Origin of the sequence: Cellulosimicrobium sp. KWT-B (assembly GCF_002127155.1) — a bacterium.
In the GTDB taxonomy this organism is placed as follows: Bacteria; Actinomycetota; Actinomycetes; order Actinomycetales; family Cellulomonadaceae; genus Cellulosimicrobium; species Cellulosimicrobium funkei.
This window is the reverse complement of record NZ_NEDO01000003.1, coordinates 358,460-383,395: the sequence shown is the minus strand read 5'-3', so window position 1 is coordinate 383,395 and position 24,936 is coordinate 358,460. Positions and strand designations below refer to the sequence as shown.

General features: G+C 73.6%; 21 protein-coding genes. 12 read left to right on the top strand and 9 right to left on the bottom strand.

The genetic code is table 11. The features are described from left to right. Nucleotide 1: 1 nt before the first annotated feature. Both B9L22_RS11670 and B9L22_RS11665 read right to left on the bottom strand, forming a co-directional pair. Nucleotides 2–301, bottom strand: coding sequence for a YciI family protein (locus tag B9L22_RS11670; RefSeq protein ID WP_043651151.1), 300 nt, complete (start codon nt 299–301; stop codon nt 2–4). A gap of 121 nt (nt 302–422) precedes the next feature. Then, complete coding sequence (locus B9L22_RS11665) at nt 423–1,130, bottom strand: MBL fold metallo-hydrolase (RefSeq protein WP_086150484.1); 708 nt, start codon at nt 1,128–1,130, stop codon at nt 423–425. 174 nt (nt 1,131–1,304) lie between these two features. On the opposite strand from B9L22_RS11665, the gene uvrA reads away from it, so the two are divergent. Beyond that, nucleotides 1,305–4,301, top strand: coding sequence for an excinuclease ABC subunit UvrA (uvrA, locus tag B9L22_RS11660; protein WP_086150483.1), 2,997 nt, complete (start codon nt 1,305–1,307; stop codon nt 4,299–4,301). Between the two features lie 96 nt (nt 4,302–4,397). On the opposite strand, the gene B9L22_RS11655 is transcribed toward uvrA, so the two are convergent. Next, nucleotides 4,398–4,883, bottom strand: coding sequence for an OsmC family protein (locus B9L22_RS11655; protein WP_085388754.1), 486 nt, complete (start codon nt 4,881–4,883; stop codon nt 4,398–4,400). Between the two features lie 167 nt (nt 4,884–5,050). On the opposite strand from B9L22_RS11655, the gene uvrC reads away from it, so the two are divergent. The 9 genes from uvrC (at nt 5,051) to B9L22_RS11610 (ending at nt 14,788) form a co-directional block, all read left to right on the top strand. After that, nucleotides 5,051–7,165, top strand: coding sequence for an excinuclease ABC subunit UvrC (gene uvrC / locus B9L22_RS11650; protein ID WP_086150482.1), 2,115 nt, complete (start codon nt 5,051–5,053; stop codon nt 7,163–7,165). A gap of 19 nt (nt 7,166–7,184) precedes the next feature. After that, nucleotides 7,185–8,171, top strand: a complete 987-nt coding sequence (rapZ, locus tag B9L22_RS11645; protein WP_051028082.1) for an RNase adapter RapZ — start codon at nt 7,185–7,187, stop codon at nt 8,169–8,171. Between the two features lie 8 nt (nt 8,172–8,179). Beyond that, nucleotides 8,180–9,145, top strand: a complete 966-nt coding sequence (gene yvcK, locus B9L22_RS11640; RefSeq protein WP_198947282.1) for a uridine diphosphate-N-acetylglucosamine-binding protein YvcK — start codon at nt 8,180–8,182, stop codon at nt 9,143–9,145. Nucleotides 9,146–9,284: 139 nt separating this feature from the next. Continuing rightward, a complete protein-coding gene (gene whiA / locus B9L22_RS11635) occupies nt 9,285–10,265 on the top strand; it encodes a DNA-binding protein WhiA (RefSeq protein WP_086150480.1) in 981 nt (326 codons plus the stop codon). A 362-nt stretch (nt 10,266–10,627) separates the two neighbouring features. Then, nucleotides 10,628–11,632: a type I glyceraldehyde-3-phosphate dehydrogenase gene (gene gap / locus B9L22_RS11630; protein ID WP_021481805.1), complete on the top strand. Its 1,005-nt coding sequence runs from the start codon at nt 10,628–10,630 to the stop codon at nt 11,630–11,632. Between the two features lie 157 nt (nt 11,633–11,789). Beyond that, entirely contained in the window at nt 11,790–12,989 is a 1,200-nt protein-coding gene (pgk, locus tag B9L22_RS11625; RefSeq protein ID WP_021481806.1) for a phosphoglycerate kinase, read from the top strand. Between the two features lie 72 nt (nt 12,990–13,061). Further along, entirely contained in the window at nt 13,062–13,859 is a 798-nt protein-coding gene (gene tpiA / locus B9L22_RS11620; protein WP_021481807.1) for a triose-phosphate isomerase, read from the top strand. Between the two features lie 208 nt (nt 13,860–14,067). Further along, nucleotides 14,068–14,310: a preprotein translocase subunit SecG gene (gene secG, locus B9L22_RS11615; protein ID WP_021481808.1), complete on the top strand. Its 243-nt coding sequence runs from the start codon at nt 14,068–14,070 to the stop codon at nt 14,308–14,310. Nucleotides 14,311–14,440: 130 nt separating this feature from the next. After that, nucleotides 14,441–14,788 carry an RNA polymerase-binding protein RbpA gene (locus tag B9L22_RS11610; RefSeq protein ID WP_021481809.1) on the top strand — a complete coding sequence of 116 codons (348 nt, stop codon included), beginning with the start codon at nt 14,441–14,443 and terminating at the stop codon, nt 14,786–14,788. Between the two features lie 28 nt (nt 14,789–14,816). Here B9L22_RS11610 and B9L22_RS11605 read toward each other — a convergent pair whose 3' ends face one another. The 6 genes from B9L22_RS11605 to tkt form a co-directional block, all read right to left on the bottom strand. Further along, entirely contained in the window at nt 14,817–15,509 is a 693-nt protein-coding gene (locus B9L22_RS11605; RefSeq protein WP_086150479.1) for an O-methyltransferase, read from the bottom strand. Then, the gene (gene pgl, locus B9L22_RS11600; RefSeq protein WP_086150478.1) at nt 15,506–16,300 is read right to left on the bottom strand and encodes a 6-phosphogluconolactonase; all 795 of its coding nucleotides are present in this window, start codon (nt 16,298–16,300) and stop codon (nt 15,506–15,508) included. The genes B9L22_RS11605 and pgl overlap by 4 nt, the downstream gene beginning before the upstream one ends. Next, on the bottom strand, nt 16,297–17,214 hold the full coding sequence (gene opcA, locus B9L22_RS11595; protein ID WP_086150477.1) for a glucose-6-phosphate dehydrogenase assembly protein OpcA: 918 nt from the start codon (nt 17,212–17,214) through the stop codon (nt 16,297–16,299). The genes pgl and opcA overlap by 4 nt, the downstream gene beginning before the upstream one ends. Before the next feature lie 103 nt (nt 17,215–17,317). Continuing rightward, complete coding sequence (gene zwf, locus B9L22_RS11590; protein WP_085387885.1) at nt 17,318–18,859, bottom strand: glucose-6-phosphate dehydrogenase; 1,542 nt, start codon at nt 18,857–18,859, stop codon at nt 17,318–17,320. Nucleotides 18,860–19,002: 143 nt separating this feature from the next. Then, nucleotides 19,003–20,142, bottom strand: coding sequence for a transaldolase (gene tal / locus B9L22_RS11585; RefSeq protein WP_086150476.1), 1,140 nt, complete (start codon nt 20,140–20,142; stop codon nt 19,003–19,005). Between the two features lie 121 nt (nt 20,143–20,263). After that, nucleotides 20,264–22,426, bottom strand: a complete 2,163-nt coding sequence (gene tkt, locus B9L22_RS11580) for a transketolase (protein ID WP_086150475.1) — start codon at nt 22,424–22,426, stop codon at nt 20,264–20,266. A gap of 353 nt (nt 22,427–22,779) precedes the next feature. On the opposite strand from tkt, the gene B9L22_RS11575 reads away from it, so the two are divergent. Both B9L22_RS11575 and xerD read left to right on the top strand, forming a co-directional pair. Beyond that, nucleotides 22,780–23,808 (top strand): heme o synthase, encoded by a 1,029-nt coding sequence (locus tag B9L22_RS11575; RefSeq protein WP_228485351.1) that lies wholly within the window; start codon nt 22,780–22,782, stop codon nt 23,806–23,808. Between the two features lie 30 nt (nt 23,809–23,838). Continuing rightward, nucleotides 23,839–24,792 (top strand): site-specific tyrosine recombinase XerD, encoded by a 954-nt coding sequence (gene xerD, locus B9L22_RS11570; RefSeq protein WP_074806651.1) that lies wholly within the window; start codon nt 23,839–23,841, stop codon nt 24,790–24,792. Nucleotides 24,793–24,936: the final 144 nt, after the last annotated feature.

The following is a 24,936-nucleotide window of genomic DNA, read 5'->3' as shown; positions in this document are numbered from 1 at the left end:
CTCAGACGCGGTCCGCCCAGTCGCCGATCACCGGCGACCACGGGCGGACCGCGCGCTGTGCGACCAGCCCGGCGCGCGCGAAGGGGTCCTCGTCGAGGACCGCGGCGACGGCGTCGGGCGTCTCCCCGTCGAGGACGAGCAGCGCTCCGGCAGGCGCGCCCTCGTGGGCGGGAAGCGGACCGGAGGCGAGCAGCGTGCCCCGGGTGTGGAGGTCGGCGAGGAACGCGCGGTGCTCGGGTCGCAGGGCGTCGAGCTCGGCGCTGCGGTCGGCGTAGACGTAGGTGACGGCGTGGATCGGCATGGAGCCAGTGAACCAGGCCGGCCCGACGGCGCGCGGCCGGGTCCGCGCCTCGGCTGCGCCCGGTGCTTCCTGCCGACCGCGACCGGCCGCACGCCACCGGCCGCCCGCTACCAGACCCGCGCTACCAGCCCCGCTCGCGCCACTCGTCGAGGTGCGGCCGCTCGGCACCGAGCGTCGTGTCGGCGCCGTGACCGGGATAGACCCACGTGGCGTCGTCGAACCGGTCGAAGACCCGCCCGACGACGTCGGACAGCAGGCTCGCGAACCGCGCCGGGTCGCGGTCGGTGTTCCCGACCCCGCCGGGGAAGAGGGAGTCCCCGGTGAACAGGTGCACCCGGCCGGGCACGGCCTCGGGCTCGGCGACGTCGTCCGGCTCGCGGTAAGCGAGCGAGACGGAGCCCGGCGTGTGCCCGCGTAGCGCCACGACCTCGAGGTCGATCGCGCCCACCCGCAGCACGTCCCCGTGCCGCAGGCGGCGGGCGACGGGCACGCCGGACGCCGCGGCGACCGCGTCCGCGTCGGGCTCGCCGGCGGCCGACGACGCGCCCGTCGCGGCGACGACCGGCGCGAGCGCCCGGAGATGGTCGGCGTGCCGGTGCGTCGTGACGACGCCGTCGAGCCGTCCTGACGGCGAGCCCGCCCGCACGAGGCCGAGCACGTCGTCGGGCGCGTCGGCGGCGTCGACGAGAAGCTGGGCGCCGGTGCGCCGGCACGTGAGGAGGTAGACGTCGTTCGCGAGCGGCCCGACGGCGAGCTTGCGGATCTCCACCTCGTCGAGGCGTCGCAGGTCGTGCGGGCCGCCCACGGCGACCTGTCCGGTGTACGTCATGCGCCCAGTGTGCCGTCAGCTCGCGGCGGGCAGCGCGCCGCGACCCCGGCCGCGGTGACCCGGGTCACGGCGGAGAGCCCGGACGTGGGGCGCTCGTGTGCGTTCGCCGGGTGCCGTGCGGAGGTGACGTCGAACACCTGTGCGAGTGTGGGTGGTCGGCCGTACGATGCTGCGGTGAGCAATCGCCTCGTCATCTCCGGTGCCCGCGAGCACAACCTGCGCAACGTCGACCTCGACCTCCCGCGCGACAAGCTCATCGTCTTCACGGGGCTCTCCGGCTCGGGCAAGTCGTCGCTCGCCTTCGACACCATCTTCGCGGAGGGGCAGCGCCGGTACGTCGAGTCGCTGTCCGCGTACGCGCGCCAGTTCCTCGGACAGATGGACAAGCCGGACGTCGACTTCATCGAGGGCCTGTCGCCCGCGGTCTCGATCGACCAGAAGTCCACGAACCGCAACCCGCGCTCGACCGTCGGCACCATCACCGAGGTCTACGACTACCTGCGCCTGCTGTTCTCGCGCGCCGGGACGCAGCACTGCCCGGTGTGCGGCGAGCGCGTCACCGCGCAGACCCCGCAGCAGATCGTCGACCGCCTCCTCGAGCTCCCCGAGGGCACGCGCTACCAGGTCCTCGCCCCGGTCGTGCGCGGCCGCAAGGGCGAGTACTCCGAGCTCTTCAAGGAGCTCCAGACCAAGGGCTTCGCCCGCGCCCGCGTCGACGGCGAGGTGCGCACCCTCACCGACGTCCCGGCGCTCGAGAAGAAGCTCAAGCACGACATCGAGGTGGTCGTCGACCGCCTCGTCGCGCGCGAGGGCGTCCAGCGCCGGCTCACCGACTCCGTCGAGACGGCTCTCGGGCTCGCGGGCGGGCTCGTCGTGGTCGAGCTCGTCGACGCGGACGCGGACGACCCGGCCCGGGAGCGCCGTTTCTCGGAGAAGCGCGCGTGCCCGAACGACCACGAGCTCGCGCTCGACGAGATCGAGCCGCGCACGTTCTCCTTCAACGCCCCGTACGGCGCGTGCCCGGAGTGCACGGGCATCGGGTTCCGTCTCGAGGTGGACCCGGACCTCGTGGTGCCGGACGACGAGAAGTCGCTGCGCGAGGGCGCGGTCGCGCCGTGGGCGCAGATCTCGTCGGAGTACTTCGAGCGCGTCCTCACGGCGCTCGCGGACGACCTGGGCTTCTCCATGGACACGCCGTGGCGCGCGCTGCCCGAGCGCGCGAAGAAGGCCGTGCTCCACGGCCAGAACCACCAGGTGCACGTGCGGTACAAGAACCGCTGGGGCCGTGAGCGGCAGTACTCGACCGGGTTCGAGGGTGTCATCACCTTCCTCGAGCGCCGGCACACCGAGACCGAGTCGGACTGGTCGAAGGAGAAGTACGAGGCCTTCATGCGCGAGGTCCCGTGCCCCGTGTGCCAGGGGGCGCGCCTCAAGCCGGAGGTGCTCGCGGTCAAGGTCGGCGGCAGGTCCATCTGGGACGTGTGCCGCCTGCCCCTGCGCGAGGCCGCGGCGTTCCTCGGGTCGCTCGAGCTGGGAGCGCGCGAGCGCGCCATCGCGACCGAGGTCCTCAAGGAGATCGACGCGCGCCTCGGGTTCCTGCTCGACGTCGGCCTCGACTACCTCTCGCTCGAGCGACCTGCCGCGACGCTCTCCGGCGGCGAGGCGCAGCGCATCCGGCTCGCGACGCAGATCGGCTCGGGACTGGTCGGCGTGCTCTACGTGCTGGACGAGCCGAGCATCGGCCTGCACCAGCGCGACAACCGCCGGCTCATCGAGACGCTCACGCGCCTGCGCGACCTCGGGAACACGCTCATCGTCGTCGAGCACGACGAGGACACCATCCGCACCGCGGACTGGGTCGTCGACATCGGCCCCGGCGCGGGGGAGCACGGGGGGCGCGTCGTGCACTCGGGCGACTACGCGGGCCTGCTCGAGGCGCCGGAGTCCGTCACGGGCGCGTACCTGTCGGGGCGGCGCAGCATCCCGCTGCCGGCGCAGCGGCGCCCGACGGACCCGGGCCGTCAGATCAAGGTCGTCGGCGCGCGCGAGCACAACCTCACGGGCATCGACGTGAGCTTCCCGCTCGGCACGTTCACCGCGGTGACGGGCGTCTCCGGCTCCGGCAAGTCCACGCTCGTGAACTCGATCCTCTACACCGTGCTCGCCAACGATCTCAACGGCGCCCGACAGGTCGCGGGCCGCCACACGCGCGTCACCGGCCTCGAGCACCTCGACAAGGTCGTGCACGTGGACCAGGGCCCGATCGGGCGCACGCCGCGGTCGAACCCCGCGACGTACACCGGCGTGTGGGACCACGTGCGCAAGCTGTTCGCGGAGACGACCGAGGCCAAGGTGCGCGGGTACACGCCGGGCCGGTTCTCGTTCAACGTCAAGGGCGGCCGCTGCGAGGCGTGCTCGGGCGACGGCACGCTGAAGATCGAGATGAACTTCCTCCCGGACGTCTACGTGCCGTGCGAGGTGTGCCACGGCGCGCGCTACAACCGCGAGACGCTCGAGGTGCACTTCAAGGGCAAGACCGTCGCGGACGTGCTCGAGATGCCGATCGAGGAGGCGTCCGAGTTCTTCGCGGCCGTGCCCGCGATCTCGCGGCACCTCAAGACGCTCGTCGAGGTCGGGCTGGGCTACGTCCGGCTCGGGCAGCCGGCCCCGACGCTCTCGGGCGGCGAGGCGCAGCGTGTCAAGCTCGCGAGCGAGCTGCAGAAGCGCTCGACGGGCCGCACGATCTACGTGCTCGACGAGCCGACGACGGGCCTGCACTTCGAGGACATCCGCAAGCTGCTCGGCGTGCTCCAGTCGCTGGTCGACAAGGGCAACAGCGTCCTCGTCATCGAGCACAACCTCGACGTCATCAAGAGCGCGGACTGGGTCGTCGACATGGGCCCCGAGGGCGGCTCCGGCGGCGGCAAGGTCGTCGCGCAGGGGACGCCCGAGCAGGTCGCGCGCGTGGAGGCGAGCCACACCGGGCGCTTCCTCGCGGAGATCCTCGAGGGGCACGCCCCCGTGCCCGTCGGGCCCGCGCCGTCGGCGTCCTCCGGGGCGTCGGCGCCTGCGGCGAAGGCCGGCAAGTCGACGAAGGGCCGGTCTGCGGCAGCCCGCCGGGCGACCGACGAGAAGCCGAAGACGGGGCGCCGCAAGGCGTCTGCGGCCTAGCCACGGTACGGCGCGGGTGCGGGTCGACCAGGCCCGCACCCGCGCGGCGTGCTCGGTGCTCGCCGCGTCGGGGCCGCGTGCTCGCCGTGCCCGGCGTCAGGCGGCGGCGCGCCGGGCGGGCGCCGGTTCGACGAGCACGCGGAAGTTCACCGAGCGCGCGATAAAGCAGTGGTCGTGCGCGCGCTGGTGGAGGGTCGCCAGCGCCGCCTCGTCCGTGCCGGGTCCGTCGTCGACCACCACGCGCGGGTGCAGCGTGACGTCCGTGAACTGGCCCTCGCCCCCGGACTCGACGCGCATGGTGCCGGTCGCGTCGTCGACGTACTCGCGCACGACGACGCCCGCCGCGGCCGCGAGGTGGAGGAACCACAGCATGTGGCACTGCGACAGGCTCGCGAGGAACAGCTCTTCGGGGCTGTACCGGGTCGGGTCGCCGCGGAACGCCGGGTCCGCGGAGCCGGGCAGGGGCGGCCTCCCGTCGAGGAGCACCTCGTGGTCGCGGCTGTAGGCGGTGTAGGACGCGGTGCCGCGGTCGCCCGCGCCGGTCCAGCGGGTCGTCGCGGCGTAGCCGTGCTGTGCGCTCATGGCCGCCACCCTAACGGCCGGTGACGCGCGTCACATGGCGCCGTCGCCGCGTCGCCGCGTCGCCGCGTCCCGTCTTTCCCGCGTTCCCGCGTTTCGTCTTTCCCGCGTCCCCGCGTCGCCCCACACCCGAACCACCGGCGTCGGTGGCCTGACCTAGGCTGGAGAACATGGCAGATCCCGCGACGTACCGCCCTGCGCCGGGGGAGATCCCCACCTCGCCGGGCGTCTACCGGTTCCGCGACGAGCACGGCCGTGTGATCTACGTCGGCAAGGCCAAGAACCTGCGCGCGCGCCTGTCGAACTACTTTCAGGACGTCGCGAACCTGCACCACCGCACCCAGACGATGGTCACGACGGCCGCGTCGGTCGAGTGGACGGTCGTCGGCACCGAGGTCGAGGCGCTCGCGCTCGAGTACACGTGGATCAAGGAGTTCGACCCGCGGTTCAACGTCAAGTACCGCGACGACAAGTCGTACCCGTACCTCGCGGTGACGATGGGCGAGGAGTTCCCGCGCGCCCAGGTGATGCGCGGCGCGAAGCGGCCCGGCACGCGGTACTTCGGGCCCTACGGCCACGCGTGGGCGATCCGCGAGACGCTCGACCTCCTGCTGCGGGTGTTCCCCGTGCGCACGTGCTCGGCGGGGGTCTTCAAGCGCGCCCACCAGACGGGGCGGCCGTGCCTGCTCGGCTACATCGACAAGTGCTCGGCGCCGTGCGTCGGGCGCATCACGCCCGAGGACCACAAGGCGCTCGCCGAGGACTTCTGCGACTTCATGGCGGGCGACACGCAGCGGTTCGTGCGCCGGCTCGAGCGCAAGATGAACGAGGCCGCCGCCGCGATGGAGTACGAGGCCGCGGCACGGCTGCGCGACGACATCGCCGCGCTCCAGCGCGCGACGGAGAAGAACGCGGTCGTCCTCGGCGACGGCACCGACGCGGACGTGTTCGCGCTCGTGGGCGACGAGCTCGAGGCGGCCGTCCAGGTGTTCCACGTGCGCGGCGGTCGCATCCGGGGTCAGCGCGGCTGGATCGTCGAGAAGGTCGAGGACGTCACGGACGCCGAGCTGGTCGAGCACCTGCTCCAGCAGGTGTACGGCGCGGCGGAGGAGGCCGTGGCGGCGGACGCCGGGACGCGCGCCGGGCGCGACCTCGCGCGCGACGCCGTGCCGCGCGAGGTCCTCGTGCCCGTCCTGCCGCCGGACACTGACCAGGTCACCACGTGGCTCTCCGGGCTGCGGGGCGCGCGGGTCGACGTCCGGGTGCCGCAGCGCGGCGACAAGAAGGAGCTCGCCGCGACGGTCCGCGCCAACGCGGAGCACGCGCTCGCGCTGCACCGCACGCGGCGCGCGGGCGACCTCACGACCCGCAGCCAGGCGCTGCGCGAGATCCAGGAGGCGCTCGAGCTCGAGACGGCGCCGCTGCGCATCGAGTGCTACGACGTCTCGCACAACCAGGGCACGTACCAGGTCGCCTCGATGGTGGTCTTCGAGGACGGGCTCGCGCGCAAGAGCGAGTACCGGCACTTCACGGTCCGCGGCCCGGACGGCGACGGCGCGGCCGACGACACGGCGGCGATGTACGAGGTGATCTCGCGCCGCTTCAAGCGCTACCTGTCCGACCGCTCGCGCTCGGGCGAGGTCGAGCTGGACCTCGAGGCCGACGACGTCGCCGACGGGTCCGACGCCGCGGCGCGCCGGTCGGAGCGTGCCGCGGAGGCGGCGGGCTACGTGCCGCGCAGCGGCGAGGTCGACCCCGACGCCCCCGTGGACCGGCGCGCGCGTTTCGCGTACCCGCCGAACCTCGTCGTCGTCGACGGCGGGCCGCCGCAGGTCGCCGCCGCGGCGCGCGCCCTGGCCGACCTCGGCATCGACGACGTCGCGCTGTGCGGCCTCGCCAAGCGGCTCGAGGAGGTCTGGCTGCCGGGGGAGGAGTACCCCGTCATCCTCCAGCGTTCCTCCGAGGGCCTGTACCTGCTCCAGCGCGTCCGCGACGAGGCGCACCGCTTCGCGATCGCCCAGCACCGCCGGCAGCGCAGCAAGGGCATGACGGCCTCGGCGCTCGACGACGTCCCCGGCCTCGGCCCGGCGCGGCGCACCGCGCTCCTCAAGCACTTCGGCTCCCTCAAGCGGCTGCGCGCCGCGAGCGTCGAGGAGATCGCGAGCGTCCGCGGCATGGGCGAGCGGACGGCGCAGGCCGTCGTCGCGGCGCTCGGCGGCGGGACCACGGACGACCGGCCCTCGCAGGACACTCCGGCGCAGGACGAGGCCGCGGCCCGCGCGTGACGGCTGGCATGCTGGGGGCATGACCTCGGAGCCGACCCCGGACCTCAGCCCGCAGGGCCAGCCTGCCCGCGTGCCGGAGCCCTCCCCGACCACCGTTCCCAGCGGCATCCCCGCGATCGAGGCCGCGACCCACGCCCCCGAGCCCAGCGAGGCCGAGGTGCTCATCATCACGGGCATGTCGGGTGCCGGCCGCACCCGGGCCGCCGCCGTGCTGGAGGACCTCGACTGGTACGTCGTCGACAACCTGCCGCCGCGCATGATCGTCCCGCTGGTGGACCTCATGACGCGGTCCGGCTCGACGCTCGAGCGCATCGCGGCCGTCGTCGACGTGCGCGGGCGCGAGTTCTTCACCGACCTCGTCGAGGTGCTCGACCACCTGCGCCAGAGCGGCGTGTTCTACCGCATCCTGTTCCTCGACGCGTCCGACGAGGTGCTCGTGCGGCGCTACGAGCAGGTCCGGCGCCCGCACCCGCTGCAGGGGGAGGGGCGCATCCTCGACGGCCTCGCCGAGGAGCGCCGTCTGCTCGCCAGCCTGGAGGAGCGGTCCGACGTCGTCATCGACACGTCCGAGCTCACCGTGCACGACCTCGCGCGCGAGGTGCGCGCCGCCGTCGCCGACGGCACCCCCGAGACGCTGCGCATCAACGTCGTCTCGTTCGGGTTCAAGTACGGGCTGCCGCTCGACGCGGACCACGTGGTCGACGTGCGGTTCCTCGCCAACCCCTACTGGATCACCGAGCTGCGCCACCTCACCGGCCGGGACGCGCCCGTGCGCGACTACGTGCTCGGGCGCCCCGGCGCGCTCGAGTTCGTCGACCGGTACGTGAACGCGCTCGAGCCGGTGCTGGCCGGGTACCTGGGGGAGGAGAAGCGGTACGTGACGATCGCCGTCGGCTGCACGGGCGGCAAGCACCGGTCCGTCGCGATCAGCGAGGCGATCGCCGCACGCCTGCGCGCCCAGGGGCAGCGCGTCATCGTCACGGCCCGCGACCTCGGCAAGGAGTGACCGGCGCCGTGGTCAGCCTGCGCAACCCCGCCGTCGTCGCCCTGGGCGGCGGCCACGGGCTCTCCGCGAGCCTGTCGGCGCTGCGGCTCATGTCCGACCGGCTCACGGCGGTCGTCACCGTCGCCGACGACGGCGGCTCCTCGGGGCGCCTGCGCGAGGAGCTCGGCGTCCTGCCGCCGGGGGACCTGCGCATGGCGCTCGCGGCCCTGTGCGACGACTCCGAGTGGGGCCGCACGTGGAGCGCGCTCCTGCAGCACCGGTTCACGTCGGAGGGCGACCTCGACAACCACGCGGTGGGCAACCTGCTCATCGTCGCGCTGTGGGAGCTGCTCGACGACCCGGTGGCCGGTCTCGACTGGGTGGGCAAGCTCCTCGGGGCGCGGGGGCGCGTGCTCCCCATGGCGGCGGTGCCGCTCCGGATCGAGGCGGACGTCTGGGCGGAGGGCCGGCTCGAGACCGTCGTCGGGCAGAGCCGCGTCGCGGTCACCCACGACCGCATCGAGCAGCTCCGGCTCGTGCCCGCCGACCCGCCTGCGTGTCCGGAGGCGGTGCGCGCCGTGGAGGAGGCGGACTGGGTCGTGCTCGGTCCGGGGTCGTGGTTCTCGTCGGTGATGCCGCACCTGCTCGTCCCCGAGCTCGCGCGAGCCCTGCACGAGACGTCGGCGCGCCGGTGCGTCACGCTGAACCTGTCGAGCGAGACGGGGGAGACGTTCGGGCTCACCGCGACGGAGCACCTGGAGGTGCTGCACAAGCACGCGCCGGAGCTGCGGATCGACGCCGTCGTGGCCGACCCGTCCGCCGTCGAGGACACCGAGCAGCTCGCGGAGGCCGCGGCGCGCATGGGCGCCCGGCTCCTGCTGCGCCAGGTCCGTCGGGGCGACGGCACGCCGCGGCACGACGCGCTGCGGCTCGCGGCCGCCTACCGCGACGTGTTCGACGACGTCCTCGGGGACGTCGGCTCGCCCGCCCGCTGAGCCCTCGCCGCCTCCGGCGCCCGTCGTGGACGGGCGCGCGAGGGGCCCGGGCTCGGGTGCGCGCCGGACACCGCGACGGCCGCCCCCGCGCTCCGGGACGCCGCCGCGACACGCTCCCATCGGTGGCAGGATGTCCCGCATGGCGCTCACGGCACAGGTGAAGGACGAGCTGGCACGACTGCGGGTGGACAAGACCTCGTGCCGCAAGGCGGAGGTGTCCGCGATGCTCCGCTTCTCGGGCGGCCTGCACCTCATCTCCGGTCGTGTGGTCATCGAGGCCGAGCTCGACACGGCCGTCGCCGCGCGGCGCCTGCGCGAGACCATCGCCGACGTCTACGGCCACACGAGCGAGCTGATCGTGGTGTCCGCCGGGGGGCTGCGCAAGAGCAGCCGGTACGTCGTGCGGGTCGTGCGCGACGGCGAGTCCCTGGCCCGGCAGACGGGCCTCCTCGACCAGCGTGGTCGGCCCGTGCGCGGGCTGCCCCCGCAGGTCGTCTCCGGCGGGGTGGAGGAGGCCGAGGCCGCGTGGCGCGGTGCCTTCCTCGCCCACGGGTCCCTCACGGAGCCCGGGCGCTCGTCGGCCCTCGAGATCACGTGCCCCGGCCCGGAGGCGGCCCTCGCGCTCGTCGGTGCGGCGCGACGCCTCGGGGTGTCCGCCAAGTCGCGCGAGGTCCGCGGGATCGACCGCGTGGTGATCCGCGACGGCGACGCGATCAGCGCGCTCCTCACGCGCCTGGGCGCGCACGAGGCGGTCCTCGTCTGGGAGGAGCGGCGCGCGCGTCGTGAGGTGCGCGGCACGGCGAACCGGCTCGCCAACTTCGACGACGCCAACCTGCGCCGCTCGGCGCGCGCCGCCGTCGCGGCGGGCGCCCGGGTCGAGCGGGCGTTCGAGATCCTGGGCCCCGACCTGCCGGAGCACCTCCGCGAGGCCGGCGAGCTGCGCCTCGCGCACAAGCAGGCGTCGCTCGAGGAGCTCGGTCAGCTCGCCGACCCGCCGCTCACCAAGGACGCCGTCGCGGGGCGCATCCGGCGCCTGCTCTCGACGGCCGACAAGCGCGCCGCCGAGCTCGGCATCCCGGACACCGAGGCGGGGCTGAGCCCGGAGCTGCTCGACCTCTGAGGAGCGCGGCCCTCCGCCCGCGACCGTCGCGCCGTCCGCCCGACGTCGCGGCGCCCGTCCCCTGGACGTCACGCACCGGCGGGACGATGGTCCCGAAGCATGGGATTCAGGTCACATGACGGAGTGGTGTTGGTATAGGCTCGTCAGTGTCAGGTGACAACGACGTGCTCCTTCGCTGACACCCCTCGTGGGCGTGGGTGGTCCCGGCTGTCGCCGTGACGGTCCACGAGCACGGAGGGTGCTGTGCCGGGATCCGGGCAGCGGGGCACGGGCGCGATCACCACCTGCGTACGACGGCGTACGTGATCGTTCGGCATCAACCGTGTGCGTCGGGACAACCGGCGCGCCCTGAGGAGGGCATTGTGACCATCCGCGTCGGTATCAACGGCTTCGGTCGTATCGGACGGAACTTCTACCGCGCCATCGTCGAGTCGGGCGCCGACATCGAGATCGTCGGCGTGAACGACCTCACGGACAACAAGACGCTCGCGCACCTGCTCAAGTACGACACGGTCCTCGGCCGTTTCCCGCTGAGCGTGGACTTCGACGACGACAACATCATCGTCGACGGCAAGAAGATCCGTGCGCTCGCGGAGCGCGACCCGGCGAACCTCCCCTGGGGCGAGCTCGGCGCCGACATCGTCATCGAGTCGACCGGCTTCTTCACCGACGCGACCAAGGCGAAGGCGCACATCGACGCCGGCGCCAAGAAGGTCATCATCTCGGCCCCGGCCAAGAACGAGGACGCCACGTTCGTCATGGGCGTGAACTCGGACCAGTACGACCCGGCCGCGCACCACATCATCTCGAACGCGTCGTGCACCACGAACTGCCTCGCCCCGCTGGCCAAGGCGCTCAACGACTCGATCGGCATCGAGCGTGGTCTCATGACCACGATCCACGCCTACACGGGTGACCAGAACCTCCAGGACGGCCCGCACCGCGACCTGCGTCGTGCCCGCGCCGCCGCGCAGAACATCGTCCCGACCTCGACGGGTGCGGCCAAGGCCGTGTCGCTCGTCCTGCCCGAGCTCAAGGGCAAGCTGGACGGCTACGCGCTGCGCGTCCCGGTCATCACGGGCTCGGCGACCGACCTCACCTTCACCGCCTCGCGCGAGGTCACGGTGGACGAGGTCAACGCCGCGCTCAAGGCGGCGGCCGAGGGCCCGCTCAAGGGCATCCTCGAGTACGTCGACGACGAGATCGTGTCGAGCGACATCGTCACCAACCCGCACCAGAGCATCTTCGACTCGAAGCTCACGAAGGTGATCGGCGACCAGGTCAAGGTCGTCTCCTGGTACGACAACGAGTGGGGCTACTCGAACAGCCTCGTCGCGCTGACCGCCCTGGTCGGCGAGAAGCTCTGAGCCACCTGCTCACGCAGCACAGCCCTGCGTAGCACCATGCGTCCGCGTGCGCGTCCCGGCACCGCCCGGTGACGCGCACGCGGACGTCCTCATGTGCGGGCCGGGCCGGCTGCCGGCCGGCGTCCCGCACGACGGCGACAGAACCGTAGGAGACCGCATGAAGACCATCGACTCCCTGGGCGACCTGCGCGGCAAGCGCGTCCTCGTCCGCTCCGACTTCAACGTCCCGCTCGACGGGACGACCATCACGGACGACGGGCGCATCCGCGCCGCGCTCCCGACGCTGAAGAAGCTGACGGACGCGGGCGCGAAGGTGATCGTCACCGCGCACCTCGGCCGTCCCAAGGGCGAGCCGGACCCGAAGTACTCCCTCGCGCCCGTCGCGGCCCGCCTGGGCGAGCTGCTCGGCGTGCCGGTGCACCTGGCGCAGGACGTCGTCGGCGACTCGGCGCGCGAGACGGTCGCCGCGCTCGGCGACGGCGAGGTCGCGCTGCTGGAGAACATCCGGTTCGACCCGCGCGAGACGTCGAAGGACGATGCGGAGCGCCAGGCGCTCGCCCGCGACCTCGCGCAGCTCGCGGACGTCTTCGTCTCCGACGGCTTCGGTGTCGTGCACCGCAAGCAGGCGTCGGTCTACGACGTCGCGCAGGTGCTCCCGTCCGCGGTGGGCGAGCTCGTCCTCAAGGAGGTCGACTCGCTGCGCAAGGCGACGGAGGACCCGCAGCGCCCCTACGCGGTCGTGCTCGGCGGCTCGAAGGTCTCCGACAAGCTGGGCGTCATCGCGAACCTGCTCACCAAGGCGGACCGCCTGCTCATCGGCGGCGGCATGGTGTTCACGTTCCTCGCGGCGAAGGGCTACGGCGTCGGGAAGTCCCTCCTCGAGGAGGACCAGATCGACACCGTCAAGGGCTACCTCGCGGACGCGGAGAAGAACGGCGTCGAGATCGTCCTGCCGACGGACATCGTGGTGGCCGACGCGTTCGCCGCGGACTCGCCGCACGAGGTCGTCGCCGCGGACGCGATCCCGGCCGACAAGATCGGCCTCGACATCGGCCCCGAGTCGGCCAAGCTCTTCGCGAGCAAGATCGTCGACGCGAAGACCGTCGTCTGGAACGGCCCCGCCGGCGTGTTCGAGTTCGAGGCGTTCTCGGGCGGGACGCGCGCCGTGGCCCAGGCCCTGGTCGACGCGACGGCGAACGGCGCGTTCACCATCGTCGGCGGCGGCGACTCGGCCGCCGCGGTCCGGATCCTCGGCTTCGACGAGGCGGGCTTCAGCCACATCTCGACCGGTGGCGGCGCGAGCCTCGAGTTCCTCGAGGGCAAGGACCTGCCGGGGATCTCCGTCCTCGAGGGCTGACCGCCCCCCGTACCCCTCCGCGCCGCCCGCTCCGAGCGGGCGGCGCGGGCCCCACAGAGAGAAGAAGGACCCGTGGCGAACACCCGCACCCCGCTCATGGCGGGCAACTGGAAGATGAACCTGGACCACCACCAGGCGACCCACACCGTGCAGAAGCTCGCGTGGACCCTGAAGGACGCGAAGCACGACTACGCGGCCGTCGAGGTCGCCGTGCTGCCGCCGTTCACCGACCTCCGGTCGGTGCAGACGCTCGTGGACGCGGACAAGCTCGAGCTCAAGTACGGCGCGCAGGACGTCTCGGCGCACGCCGAGGGCGCGTACACGGGCGAGATCTCGGCGTCGATGCTGGCCAAGCTCGGCGTGAGCTACGTCGCCATCGGGCACTCGGAGCGCCGCCAGTACCACGGCGAGACCGACGCCCTGGTGAACGAGAAGATCGTCGCCGCCGTGGGTCAGGGCATCGCCCCGATCCTGTGCGTGGGCGAGGGCCTGGACGTGCGCAAGGCCGGCGAGCAGATCGCCTACACGCTCGCCCAGGTCGAGGGCGCCCTCGCGGGCATCCCCGCCCCCCAGCTCGCGACGCTCGTCATCGCGTACGAGCCCGTGTGGGCCATCGGCACGGGCGAGGTCGCGACGCCCGAGGACGCCCAGGAGGTCTGCGGTGCGATCCGCGGCGCCCTCGGCGACCTCTACGACGCGGACCTCGCGAACGCGACGCGCGTCCTGTACGGCGGCTCGGTGAAGTCGTCGAACGTGGCCGCGATCATGGCGCAGCCGGACGTCGACGGCGCGCTCGTCGGCGGCGCGAGCCTCGACCCCGAGGAGTTCGCGAAGATCGCGCGCTACCAGTCGCACGCGACCGGCGCCTGACCTCCGCCTCGCACCCCGCACCGACGGCCCCGGGACCGCGTCCCGGGGCCGTCGGCCGCCGTCCGGGGACGACGGCGGACGGGGTTGGCCGCGGCGGCCCCACGTCGCCTACTCTTGTCCCCTGTGCCGCGGGTCACGCCCGTGCACGACAACCGTGCGGTCGAGCCCGACATCGGTCGGGCCGGCCCTGAGCCTCAAGGACGTACTCGTGGACGTGCTGCGCATCATCCTCCAGATCCTGCTGGTGCTGACCAGCGCCTTCCTCACCCTGCTCGTGCTCATGCACAAGGGGAAGGGTGGCGGCCTCTCCGACATGTTCGGCGGCGGGATCTCGAGCTCCGTGGGCAGCTCCGGCGTCGCCGAGCGCAACCTCAACCGCATCACCGTGGCGTTCGCCCTCGTCTGGGCCGTCGTCATCGTGCTCCTGGGTCTCCTCCAGAAGGTCGTCTGACCGCACGCGCCCACCGGGGCGTCGTCGGGACGGCAGGAGAGTCCGCAGTCGGCAGGGGGCAAGCCGCGCACGGTCGCGCGGTCCGGGCAGGAACGAGTGCCGACGGCGGCACGGACGGGGGAGAGAGCACGTGGCAGGTGGTAACGCGATCCGAGGGTCGCGCGTCGGGGCGGGACCGCTCGGGGAGTCCGAGCGCGGCGAGATCGCGCCGCGCTTCTGGGTGTCGTACTGGTGCGCCAACGGCCACGAGACGCGACCCAGCTTCTCGTCGGAGGCGGGTATCGAGGCGCCGGAGACCTGGGACTGCCCGCGGTGCGGGTTCCCGGCCGGTCAGGACCAGGAGCACCCGCCGACGCCGTCGCGCAACGAGCCCTACAAGACGCACCTCGCGTACGTGAAGGAGCGGCGCAGCGACGAGGACGGCGTCGCGATCCTCGACGAGGCGCTCGCCGCGCTGCGCGCCCGCCGAGGCCGCTGAACCCGGCCGGGACGGTCCGGGTCGCGGCTCAGCCGCGCACGCGCGCGAGCAGGAAGCCGTCGTAGCCCTTGGACCCGACGGTCTGCACGGCCGTGGCGTCGAGTCGCGGGTCCGCGACGACGCGGTCCGCCATCTCCCGCACGCCGAGCACGTTCGGGTCGGTGCTCGCCGCGTCCGCGACGGCCCCGCCGCGGACGGTGTTGTCCACGACGACGAGCGTCCCGGGGCGCGAGAGCCGCAGCGCGAGGTCGAGGTAGACCGGGTTCGAGGGCTTGTCCGCGTCGACGAACACGAGGTCGAACGGCTCGGCGCCGTCCGCGACGAGCCCTTGCAGCGTGTCGGCGGCCGGTCCGACGACGACGTCGACCGTCCCGGAGAGCCCGGCCGCGGCCAGGGACTCGCGCGCGACGGCGGCGTGGGCCGGGTCGATCTCGCACGTGACGAGCGTGCCGTCGGCGGGCAGGGCCCGGGCGAGCCAGATCGTCGAGTAGCCGCCCAGGGTGCCGACCTCGAGGATGCGCCGCGCGCCCGACGCGAGCGCGAGGAGCTGCAGCAGCCGGCCCTGGGCGGGGGAGACCTGGATCTCGGGGAGACCGGCGTCCCGGGCGCGCGCCGACGCGGCGGCGAGCACGTCGTCCTCGGCCACCAGGGGCGCGAAGTAGGCGTCGACGGCGTCCCACGTGGCCGCGGGGTCCGCCGGATGCTCGCCGCCGGTCGTCACGCGCGACCCTCGTCCGTCTCGGTCGGGGTCCCGGTGCCGGCCGCGGCGACGTCGACGAGCCACAGCGTGGCCTCCGTCCCCGCGACGGCGGCGGCCGGGGTCTCGCGTGCCGGCGCGCCGGCGAGCGCCGACGCGACCGCGGGCGCCTTCTCGGCACCCGCCGCGACGACCCACACCTGACGGGCCCGCGCGATCGCCTCGAACGTCAGCGTGACGCGCTCGGGCGGCGGCTTGGGGGAGCCGTGGACGCCCGCCGTCGGGGTGCCCGTGACGTCGAGCCCGGGGTGGTCGGGGAAGAGCGACGCGACGTGGCCGTCGGGGCCCATGCCGAGCAGCAGGACGTCGAAGGCCGGGACCCGCTCGCCGTCCGGCGCGTGCTCCGCGAGCGTCGCCGCGTACGCGGTCGCCGACTCCTCGGGGGTCGCGGCCGCGTCCGCGGCCGGCATCGGGTGCACGTTCTCGGGCGGGAGGTGCGGCAGGTGGTCCAGCAGCGCCTCGCGCGCCTGCGTCTCGTTGCGCTCGCCGTCGCCGGACGCGCGGAAGCGCTCGTCGCCCCACCACACGTGCACGCCCGACCAGTCGACGGCGTCGCGCGCGGGGTGGCGTGCGAGCGCGGCCAGGCTCGCGATCCCGACGGTCCCGCCCGTCAGCACGACGTGCACGGGGCGGCGGACCGACTGCACGTCGAGCAGGCGGGTCACGAGCCGCGACGCCACCGCCTCGGCGAGCACGCCGGCGTCGGGGTGCACGACGACGAGGCGCGCCGGGGTACCCGGCCCCGCGGCGGTCACGCGCTCACCTTCTGCAGGCCCTTGGTGAGCACCTCGCCGTAGATCTCGTCGGGGTCCAGACGGCGCAGCTCCTCGATGAGGGCCTCGCTGAGCGTCCGGATGGGCAGCGCGACGCGGCGGTCGGGCTTGCCCGGCTGGCTGATCGTCACCGTGCGGCCGTCGGGGCGGTCGAGGACGATCGGCCCGCTCTTGCGCTCGAGGGTCACGCGCGTGATCGCCTCGGCGCCGCGCCGTCGCACCACCTGCGCCGGGCAGCGCAGCCGCGAGCCCAGCCACGCGGCGAGCAGGTCGAGCGACGTGTGCTTCGCCTGACCCTCGACGACGACGCTCGTCACCGGCTCGTAGGGCGGCTGGTCGAGCGCCGCGGCGATGAGACCGCGCCACAGCGTCACCCGTGCCCACGCGAGGTCGGAGTCGCCCGGGCCGTACGTCTGCGCGAGCTGCGCGAGCGTCGCCTCGGGGTCCTTCGCCGTGATCGAGTCGGTGATGCGCCGCTGCGCCATGGCGCCGACCGGGTCGTCGTCGGGGGACGCGGGCGGCTGGCCCGGCCACCAGACGACGATGGGCGCGTCGGGCAGCAGGAGCGGCATGACGAGCGTGTCCGCGTGCTCGAGCAGCGGCCCGGCGGTGCGGAGCACGACCACCTCGGACGCGCCGGCGTCGCCGCCGACGCGGATCTGCGCGTCGAGGTGCGGCGTCGCGCTGCGCCCGGACGGCGCGACGACGATGACGCGGCACGGGTGCTCGCGGCTCGCGTCGTTCGCGGCCTCGATCGACGTCTCGACGTCGGACTCGCGCGCGATGACGACGAGCGTGAGGACGCGGCCCAGCGCGATCGCGCCGCCCTCGTCGCGCAGGCGCACGAGGCGCTTGTTCACCGCGTTCGTCGTCGTGTCGGGCAGGTCGATGATCATCGCGGGGTCCTCGCCGGTCGGAGGGTCGTGCCGCGTACCGGCGCACGACGGGGTCGGGGGGTCTCTCGGGTGCGCGCGGCCCGCTCGGCGGGCGCCGGCGCGGTCACGGGCGCCGCCAGGCGCGGCCGTCGCGCGCGAGCATCGCGTCGGCGGACTCCGGCCCCCACGTGCCCGACCGGTACGGCTCGGGCTTGCCCTTCGCCGCCCAGTGCGCGGTGATCGGGTCGAGGATCTTCCAGGAGAGCTCGACCTCCTCGCGCGTGGGGAACAGCGGCGGGTCGCCGAGCAGGACGTCGAGGATGAGGCGCTCGTACGCCTCCGGCGACGACTCCGTGAACGCGTGCCCGTAGCCGAAGTCCATCGTCACGTCGCGGACCTCCATCGCGGTGCCCGGGACCTTGGCGCCGAAGCGCATCGTCACGCCCTCGTCCGGCTGGACGCGGATCACGAGCGCGTTGTTCCCGAGGTCCGACGCCTGCGAGCTCTCGAACGGCAGGTGCGGGGCCTTCTTGAACACGACGGCGACCTCGGTCACGCGCCGCCCGAGGCGCTTGCCCGTGCGCAGGTAGAACGGGACGCCCGCCCAGCGGCGGTTGTCGATGTCGACGCGGACCGCCGCGTACGTCTCCGTGGTGGAGGTGTCGGGGATGCCGTCCTCCTCGAGGAAGCCGATGACCTCCTCGCCGCCCTGCCAGCCGGCGGCGTACTGCCCGCGGGCGGTGTGCCGGGACAGCTCGCGCGGGAGGCGCACGGCGGAGAGCGCCTTGATCTTCTCGGCCCGCAGGGAGGGCGCGTCGAACGACACCGGCTCCTCCATCGCGACGAGCGCGAGGAGCTGGAGCAGGTGGTTCTGGATGACGTCGCGCGCGGCGCCGATGCCGTCGTAGTAGCCGGCGCGGCCCCCGATGCCGATGTCCTCGGCCATCGTGATCTGCACGTGGTCGACGTAGTTCGCGTTCCAGATGGGCTCGAACATCTGGTTGGCGAAGCGCAGGGCGAGGAGGTTCTGGACCGTCTCCTTGCCGAGGTAGTGGTCGATGCGGAAGACCGAGTCGGGAGGGAAGACCTCCGACACGACGGCGTCGAGCTCGCGCGCGCTCGCGAGGTCGTGGCCGAACGGCTTCTCGATGACCACGCGCCGCCACGCGTCCTCCGCCGAGCGGGACAGCCCCGACTCGGCGAGCTGGCGGCACACGACGGGGAACGCGCTCGGCGGGACCGACAGGTAGAACGCGTGGTTGCCGCCCGTGCCGCGCTCGGCGTCGAGCGTCTCGACCGTCTCGCGCAGGCGCTCGAACGCCTCGTCGTCGTCGAACGAGCCCTGGACGAACCGGATACCCTCGGAGAGCTGGCGCCACGTCGCCTCGCGGAACGGCGTGCGCGCGTGCTCCTTGACGGCGTCGTGCACGACCTGCGCGAAGTCCTGGTCCTCCCAGTCGCGGCGCGCGAAGCCCGTGAGCGCGAAGCCCGGGGGGAGCAGGCCGCGGTTGGCGAGGTCGTAGACCGCGGGCATGAGCTTCTTGCGGGCGAGGTCGCCCGTGACGCCGAAGATGACGAGCCCGCACGGGCCCGCGATCCGGGGCAGGCGCAGGTCGAGGGGGTCGCGCAGAGGGTTGTGCTCTGGCGTGATCTTGGCCGGTCTCACCTGGTGGCACCGTTCCGTTCGGGGAGGGGTCGGAGGACTGCAGAAGGACTGGGGCGTCTGCGGATCATAGGGGCGTCGCGACGGGGTGCGCCGCCGTTCCCGCAGGTCGGACGCGCGGCCGGGACGCCGGCCGCGCGCCGGGGTCAGGAGGAGGCGAGGCGGCGCAGGTTGTCGCGCGTCGTGGCGAGGAGCTCGGTCCAGCTGTCCTCGAACTTGCGCACGCCCTCGGCCTCGAGGCGGTCGGTGACCTCGACGAGGGAGACGCCGAACGACTCGACGGTCTCGATCGTGCGCCGCGACGCGGTCGCCGTGCCGGTGACCGTGTCGCCCGTCACGACGCCGTGGTCCGCGAACGCCTGGAGCGTCGCCTCGGGCATGGTGTTGACGACGCCGTCCGTGACGAGCTCGTCGACGTACATCGTGTCGCGGTACTCGGGGTTCTTCACGCCCGTCGACGCCCACAGGGGACGCTGGGGCTGCGCGCCGGACGCGACGAGCGAGCGCCAGCGGTCCGTCTGGCGGAACTCCTCGTAGGCCTCGAACGCGAGGCGCGCGTTCGCCACGGCGGTCTGCCCGCGCAGGTCGAGCGCCTCGGGCGTCCCGACCTTCTCGAGCGCGGCGTCCACCGCGGTGTCGACGCGCGAGACGAAGAACGAGGCGACGGAGCCCACGGGCGCGAGGTCCACGCCGTCGGCGCGCGCCTGCTCCAGCCCGATCGCGAACGCCTCCATGACCGCGCGGTAGCGCGCGAGGGAGAAGATGAGGGTCACGTTGACGCTGATGCCCTGCGCGAGCGTGCGCGTGATCGCGTCGAGGCCCGCGACGGTCGCCGGGATCTTGATGTAGACGTTCGGGCGGTCGATCGTGCGCCACAGGCGCTCCGCCGTGACGACCGTCGCGTCGGCGTCGTGGGCGAGGCGCGGGTCGACCTCGATCGAGACGCGCCCGTCGACGCCGTCGGTGGCGTCGTAGACGGGGCGCAGGAGGTCGGCGGCGGCGCGCACGTCGTCCGTCGTGATGCGCTCGACGGCGGCCTCCACGGCCGCGTCGTCGGTGCCTGCGGCCGCGAGGTCGGCGAGCTGGGCGTCGTAGGCGTCGCCCTTCGCGAGCGCCGACGCGAAGATCGTGGGGTTCGTGGTCACGCCGACGACGCCGCGCGTCGCCACCAGGTCGGCGAGGTTTCCGGTGCGCAGCCGTTCTCGGGAGAGGTCGTCGAGCCAGATCGACACGCCCGCTCCCGTGAGCTGCTCGATGGGGCCGGGGACGGTGGTGGGCTGCGTCATCGGACTTCCTCTCGTGGTGCTCTCGCTGCGGGCGTGCGCCCGGGTCGCCGCTCGTGACGGTCGTCCGGGGTGTCCCGAGGTGGGGCCGCGTGCACGGCCCCACCTCGGAATCTACGAAGGGTCAGCGCAGGTCGCCAGTGCCGCCCTCCGAGGGGGTGGGCTCGGCGCCCGGGGCGTCGCCGCCGCGCGCCGCGGCGATCGACTCGCGCGCCGCCGTCGCGACGGCCTCGGACGTGATGCCGAACTCGCGGTACAGCACCTGGTAGTCCGCGGACGCGCCGTAGTGCTCGAGGCTCACGGAGCGGCCGGCGTCGCCGACGAGCTCGCGCCAGCCCTGCGCGACGCCCGCCTCGACCGAGACGCGCGCGCGGACGGCGGACGGCAGGACCGACTCGCGGTAGGCGTCGTCCTGGCCGTCGAACCACTCGCGGCTCGGCAGGGACACGACGCGCGCCTGCACGCCCTCGGCCGCGAGGATCTCGCGCGCCTCGACGGCGAGCTGCACCTCGGAGCCGGTGCCGATGAGGATGACGTCCGGCGTGCCCTCGGTGTCGAGCAGCACGTAGCCGCCGCGCGCCGTGCCGGACGCGTCGGCGTAGCCGTCGGTCCCGCGCGGGAACGTCGGCACGTTCTGGCGCGTGAGGATGAGGCCCGCCGGGCGCTCGGTGTTCTCGAGCACGGTGCGCCACGCCCACGCGGTCTCGTTCGCGTCGGCCGGGCGCACGACGTCGAGGCCCGGGATCGCGCGCAGCGCCGCGAGGTGCTCGACGGGCTGGTGCGTCGGGCCGTCCTCGCCGAGACCGATCGAGTCGTGCGTCCACACGAACGTCGTCGGGATCTCCATGAGGGCGGCGAGCCGGACGGCGGGACGCATGTAGTCGCTGAACTGGAGGAACGTGCCGCCGTAGGCGCGGGTGCCGCCGTGCAGGACGATGCCGTTGAGGATCGCGCCCATGGCGTGCTCGCGGATGCCGAAGTGCAGCGTGCGGCCGTACTCGTGGCCCGGGAACTTCTTCGTCGCGTGCTCGGCCGGCACGAACGACGGCTCACCGTCCATCGTCGTGTTGTTCGAGCCCGCGAGGTCGGCGGAGCCGCCCCAGAGCTCGGGCAGCACGTCCTTGAGCGCGGTGAGGACCTTGCCGGACGCGGAGCGCGTCGCGACGGCCTTGCCCGCCTCGAAGGTGGGCAGCGCGTCCTCCCAGCCGGCCGGGAGCTCGCGGCGCGAGAGGCGGTCGAGCAGCTCCGCGCCGGACGGGTTCGCCGTCTTCCACGCCTCGAACGCCCGGTCCCAGGCGGCGCGGGCGTCGGCCTGGCGCTCGCCGACGGCGCGCGTGTACGCGAGCACCTCGTCGTCGATCGCGAAGCTCGCCTCGGGGTCGAGGCCGAGCTCGACCTTGAGGCCCTTGATCTCGTCGGCGCCCATGGCGGAGCCGTGGATGCCGCCGGTGTTCTGCTTCGTGGGCGACGGGTATCCGATGATCGTGCGCAGCGCGATGATCGACGGCTTGCCCGTCTCGGCCTTGGCGGCCTCGATCGCGGCGTGCAGCGCGTCGACGTCCTCCGCGTAACCGGTGCCCCCGTTGGTCCAGTCGACGCGCTGGGTGTGCCAGCCGTACGCGGCGTAGCGCGCGAGGACGTCCTCGGTGAACGCGATGTCCGTGTCGTCCTCGATCGAGATCTTGTTGTCGTCCCAGATCACGACGAGGTTGCCGAGCTGCTGGTGGCCCGCGAGCGAGGAGGCCTCGCTCGTCACGCCCTCCTGCAGGTCGCCGTCGGAGGCGATGACGTACACGTGGTGGTCGAACGGCGACTCGCCCGGCGTGGTCGACGGGTCGAGCAGGCCGCGCTCGCGGCGCGCCGCGAACGCCATGCCGACCGACGACGCGAGGCCCTGGCCGAGCGGGCCGGTCGTGATCTCGACGCCGCGGGTGTGCTTGTACTCGGGGTGGCCGGGGGTCTTGGAGCCCCACGTGCGCAGCGCCTCGATGTCCTCCATCTCCAGGCCGTACCCGGCGAGGAAGAGCTGGAGGTAGATCGTCAGCGACGAGTGGCCCGCGGAGAGCACGAACCGGTCGCGACCGACCCAGTGGTCGTCGGACGGGTCGTGGCGCATGACCTTCTGGAACAGCAGGTACGCGGCGGGGGCCAGCGAGATCGCGGTGCCCGGGTGGCCGTTGCCCACCTTCTCCACGGCGTCGGCGGCGAGCGCCTTGATCGTCTTGACGGCCCGGTCGTCCAGGTCCGTCCAGTCCAGGGGCGTGTGAGCAGGGGACAACGCGTTCACCGAACCTCATTCCCGTCCGGAGCGCGCGCCCCGGATCCTCGCGACAACTCGAAGCAACCGTTGAACATTTCCCGGCCTCGCGCCTCAGGGGGCGGGGCGGCCCGGTGCCCGTCGCGCGGCCCGGAGGCCACGTCCGTGGCGGGCGGTCCGACGCGGGACGGTCGCGGGCACCAGCCTATACGCGCGCGCCGTTCCCGGCCGGGCGGTGCCCACGTGCTGGATTTCGGTCGGATGTCACACAATCGCCCGGCCCGTCCGGTCGGCCCCCGCGCAGGCGGGGACGTACGATGAGCGAGGACGACCGGCGGTCCGTCCCAGCTCGCCCCCCACCTCAGAACGGAACACCGAAGCGCGTGCACACCACGAGCCAGGCACCGATCGACGGGACCGGAAGCCCGTCGAGCGCCGCGTCGACCCAGCAGCCGTCCTCTCCGACGGCCCCCGCGACCCCCGTCGCCCCGACGGCCGAGGTCGCCAGCGCGACCCGCGCGCTGCGCGAGCGGGTCGGCGCCTACGTCGCCCTCACCAAGCCGCGCATCATCGAGCTCCTCCTCGTCACGACGGTCCCGACGATGTTCCTGGCGCAGGGCGGGCTGCCCGGGCTGGGCCTCATCCTCGCGACGCTCGTCGGCGGCACGCTCGCCGCGGCCTCCGCGAACGTCTACAACTGCTACCTCGACCGCGACATCGACGAGGTCATGAACCGCACCAAGCGGCGCCCGCTCGTCACGGGCGAGATCACCCCGCGCGCGGCGCTCGTGTTCGCGACGGTCCTCGGCGTGGTGTCGCTGGTCTGGTTCGCGCTGCTGGTCAACGTCGTCTCCGCGTGGCTGACGTTCGCGGCGATCGCGATCTACGTCGTCGGCTACACGATGATCCTCAAGCGCCGCACCCCGCAGAACATCGTGTGGGGCGGTATCGCGGGCTGCATGCCGGTGCTCATCGGCTGGTCGGCGGTCACGGGCTCGCTGAGCTGGGCGGCGCTCGCGCTGTTCCTCGTCATCTTCTTCTGGACCCCGCCGCACTACTGGCCGCTGTCGATGAAGTTCAAGCGCGACTACGCGAACGCGGGCGTCCCGATGCTCCCCGTCGTCGCGGACGACAGCCGGGTCGCGCGCGAGATGATCCTCTACGGCGTCGCGATGGTCGCCTCGTCGCTCGCGCTGTGGCCGCTCGCCGGCATGACCTGGGTCTACGGCGTCGTCGCCACGGCCCTGGGCGCCTGGTTCCTGTCGTCGTGCGTGACGATGCTCCGCCGGGCGCGCGACAAGGCCGACGGCAAGGGCGGCAAGGTGGGGGAGATGAAGGTCTTCCACGCGTCCATCACGTACCTGACCCTGCTCTTCGTCGCGGTGGCGGTCGACGTCTTCCTGCCGCTGTGAGCCCGGTCGTCCCGGGCGGGCAGTGACGCCATGAGCCCCGGCGAGGCCCACGTGCCCGAGGCGCTGGACCGCGCCGCGCGCGAGTACCTGGCGCACCTCGCCGTCGAGCGCGGGCTGTCCGCCAACACGGTCGCGGCCTACCGCCGCGACCTCGCGCGCTACGTCGCGTTCCTCGCGTCGCGCGGGAACCACGCCGTGCGCGACGTCGAGGCGGACGACGTCGCCGACTACGTCACCGCGCTGCGCACCGGGGCCGACGGCGGCGCGCCCCTGTCGCCGTCGTCGACCGCCCGGTCGGTGGCGGCCGTGCGCGGCTGGCACCGATTCTGCGCGGCCGAGGGCCTGGCCGACGCCGACGCGTCGGCCGACGTCCGCCCGCCCGCCCAGGGCAGGCGGCTGCCGAAGGCGATCTCGACCGACGAGGTCGCGCGCATCCTCGAGGCGTCCGGCGCCGGGGACGGGCCCGGCCCCCTGCGCGACCGCGCGCTCCTGGAGCTCGTGTACTCGACCGGCGCGCGCATCACCGAGGCGGTGAGCCTCGACGTCGACGACCTGGACCTCGACAGCGGCGCCGTGCGCCTCCTGGGGAAGGGCGGCAAGGAGCGCGTGGTGCCCGTCGGGTCGTTCGCGCGCCGCGCCCTCGACGCCTACCTCGTGCGCGGGCGCGCCGCGCTCGCCGCGAACGGGCGGGGGACGCCCGCGGTGTTCCTCAACACGCGCGGCGCGCGCCTGTCCCGGCAGAGCGCGTGGGCCGTGCTGCGCACCGCGGCCGAGCGCGCCGGGATCGAGCACCCCGAACGCATCTCGCCGCACACGCTGCGGCACTCGTTCGCGACGCACCTGCTCGCCGGCGGCGCGGACGTGCGCGTCGTGCAGGAGCTGCTGGGCCACGCGTCGGTCACCACGACCCAGATCTACACGCTCGTGACGCCCGACACGCTGCGCGAGGTCTACGCGGCCGCGCACCCCCGCGCGCTGGGCTGATCCCGCGCCACGACGGGGCCATAGCGCCCCCCCCGGCACCGCCGCCAGTACCGCCGCGCCACGTCGCCCCGGAACGCGGCGCGCGGGCGCGTACGCACCGGCCCGGGCGAGGTCCTGCGATACCGTGGCGGACGTGAGCAGCCA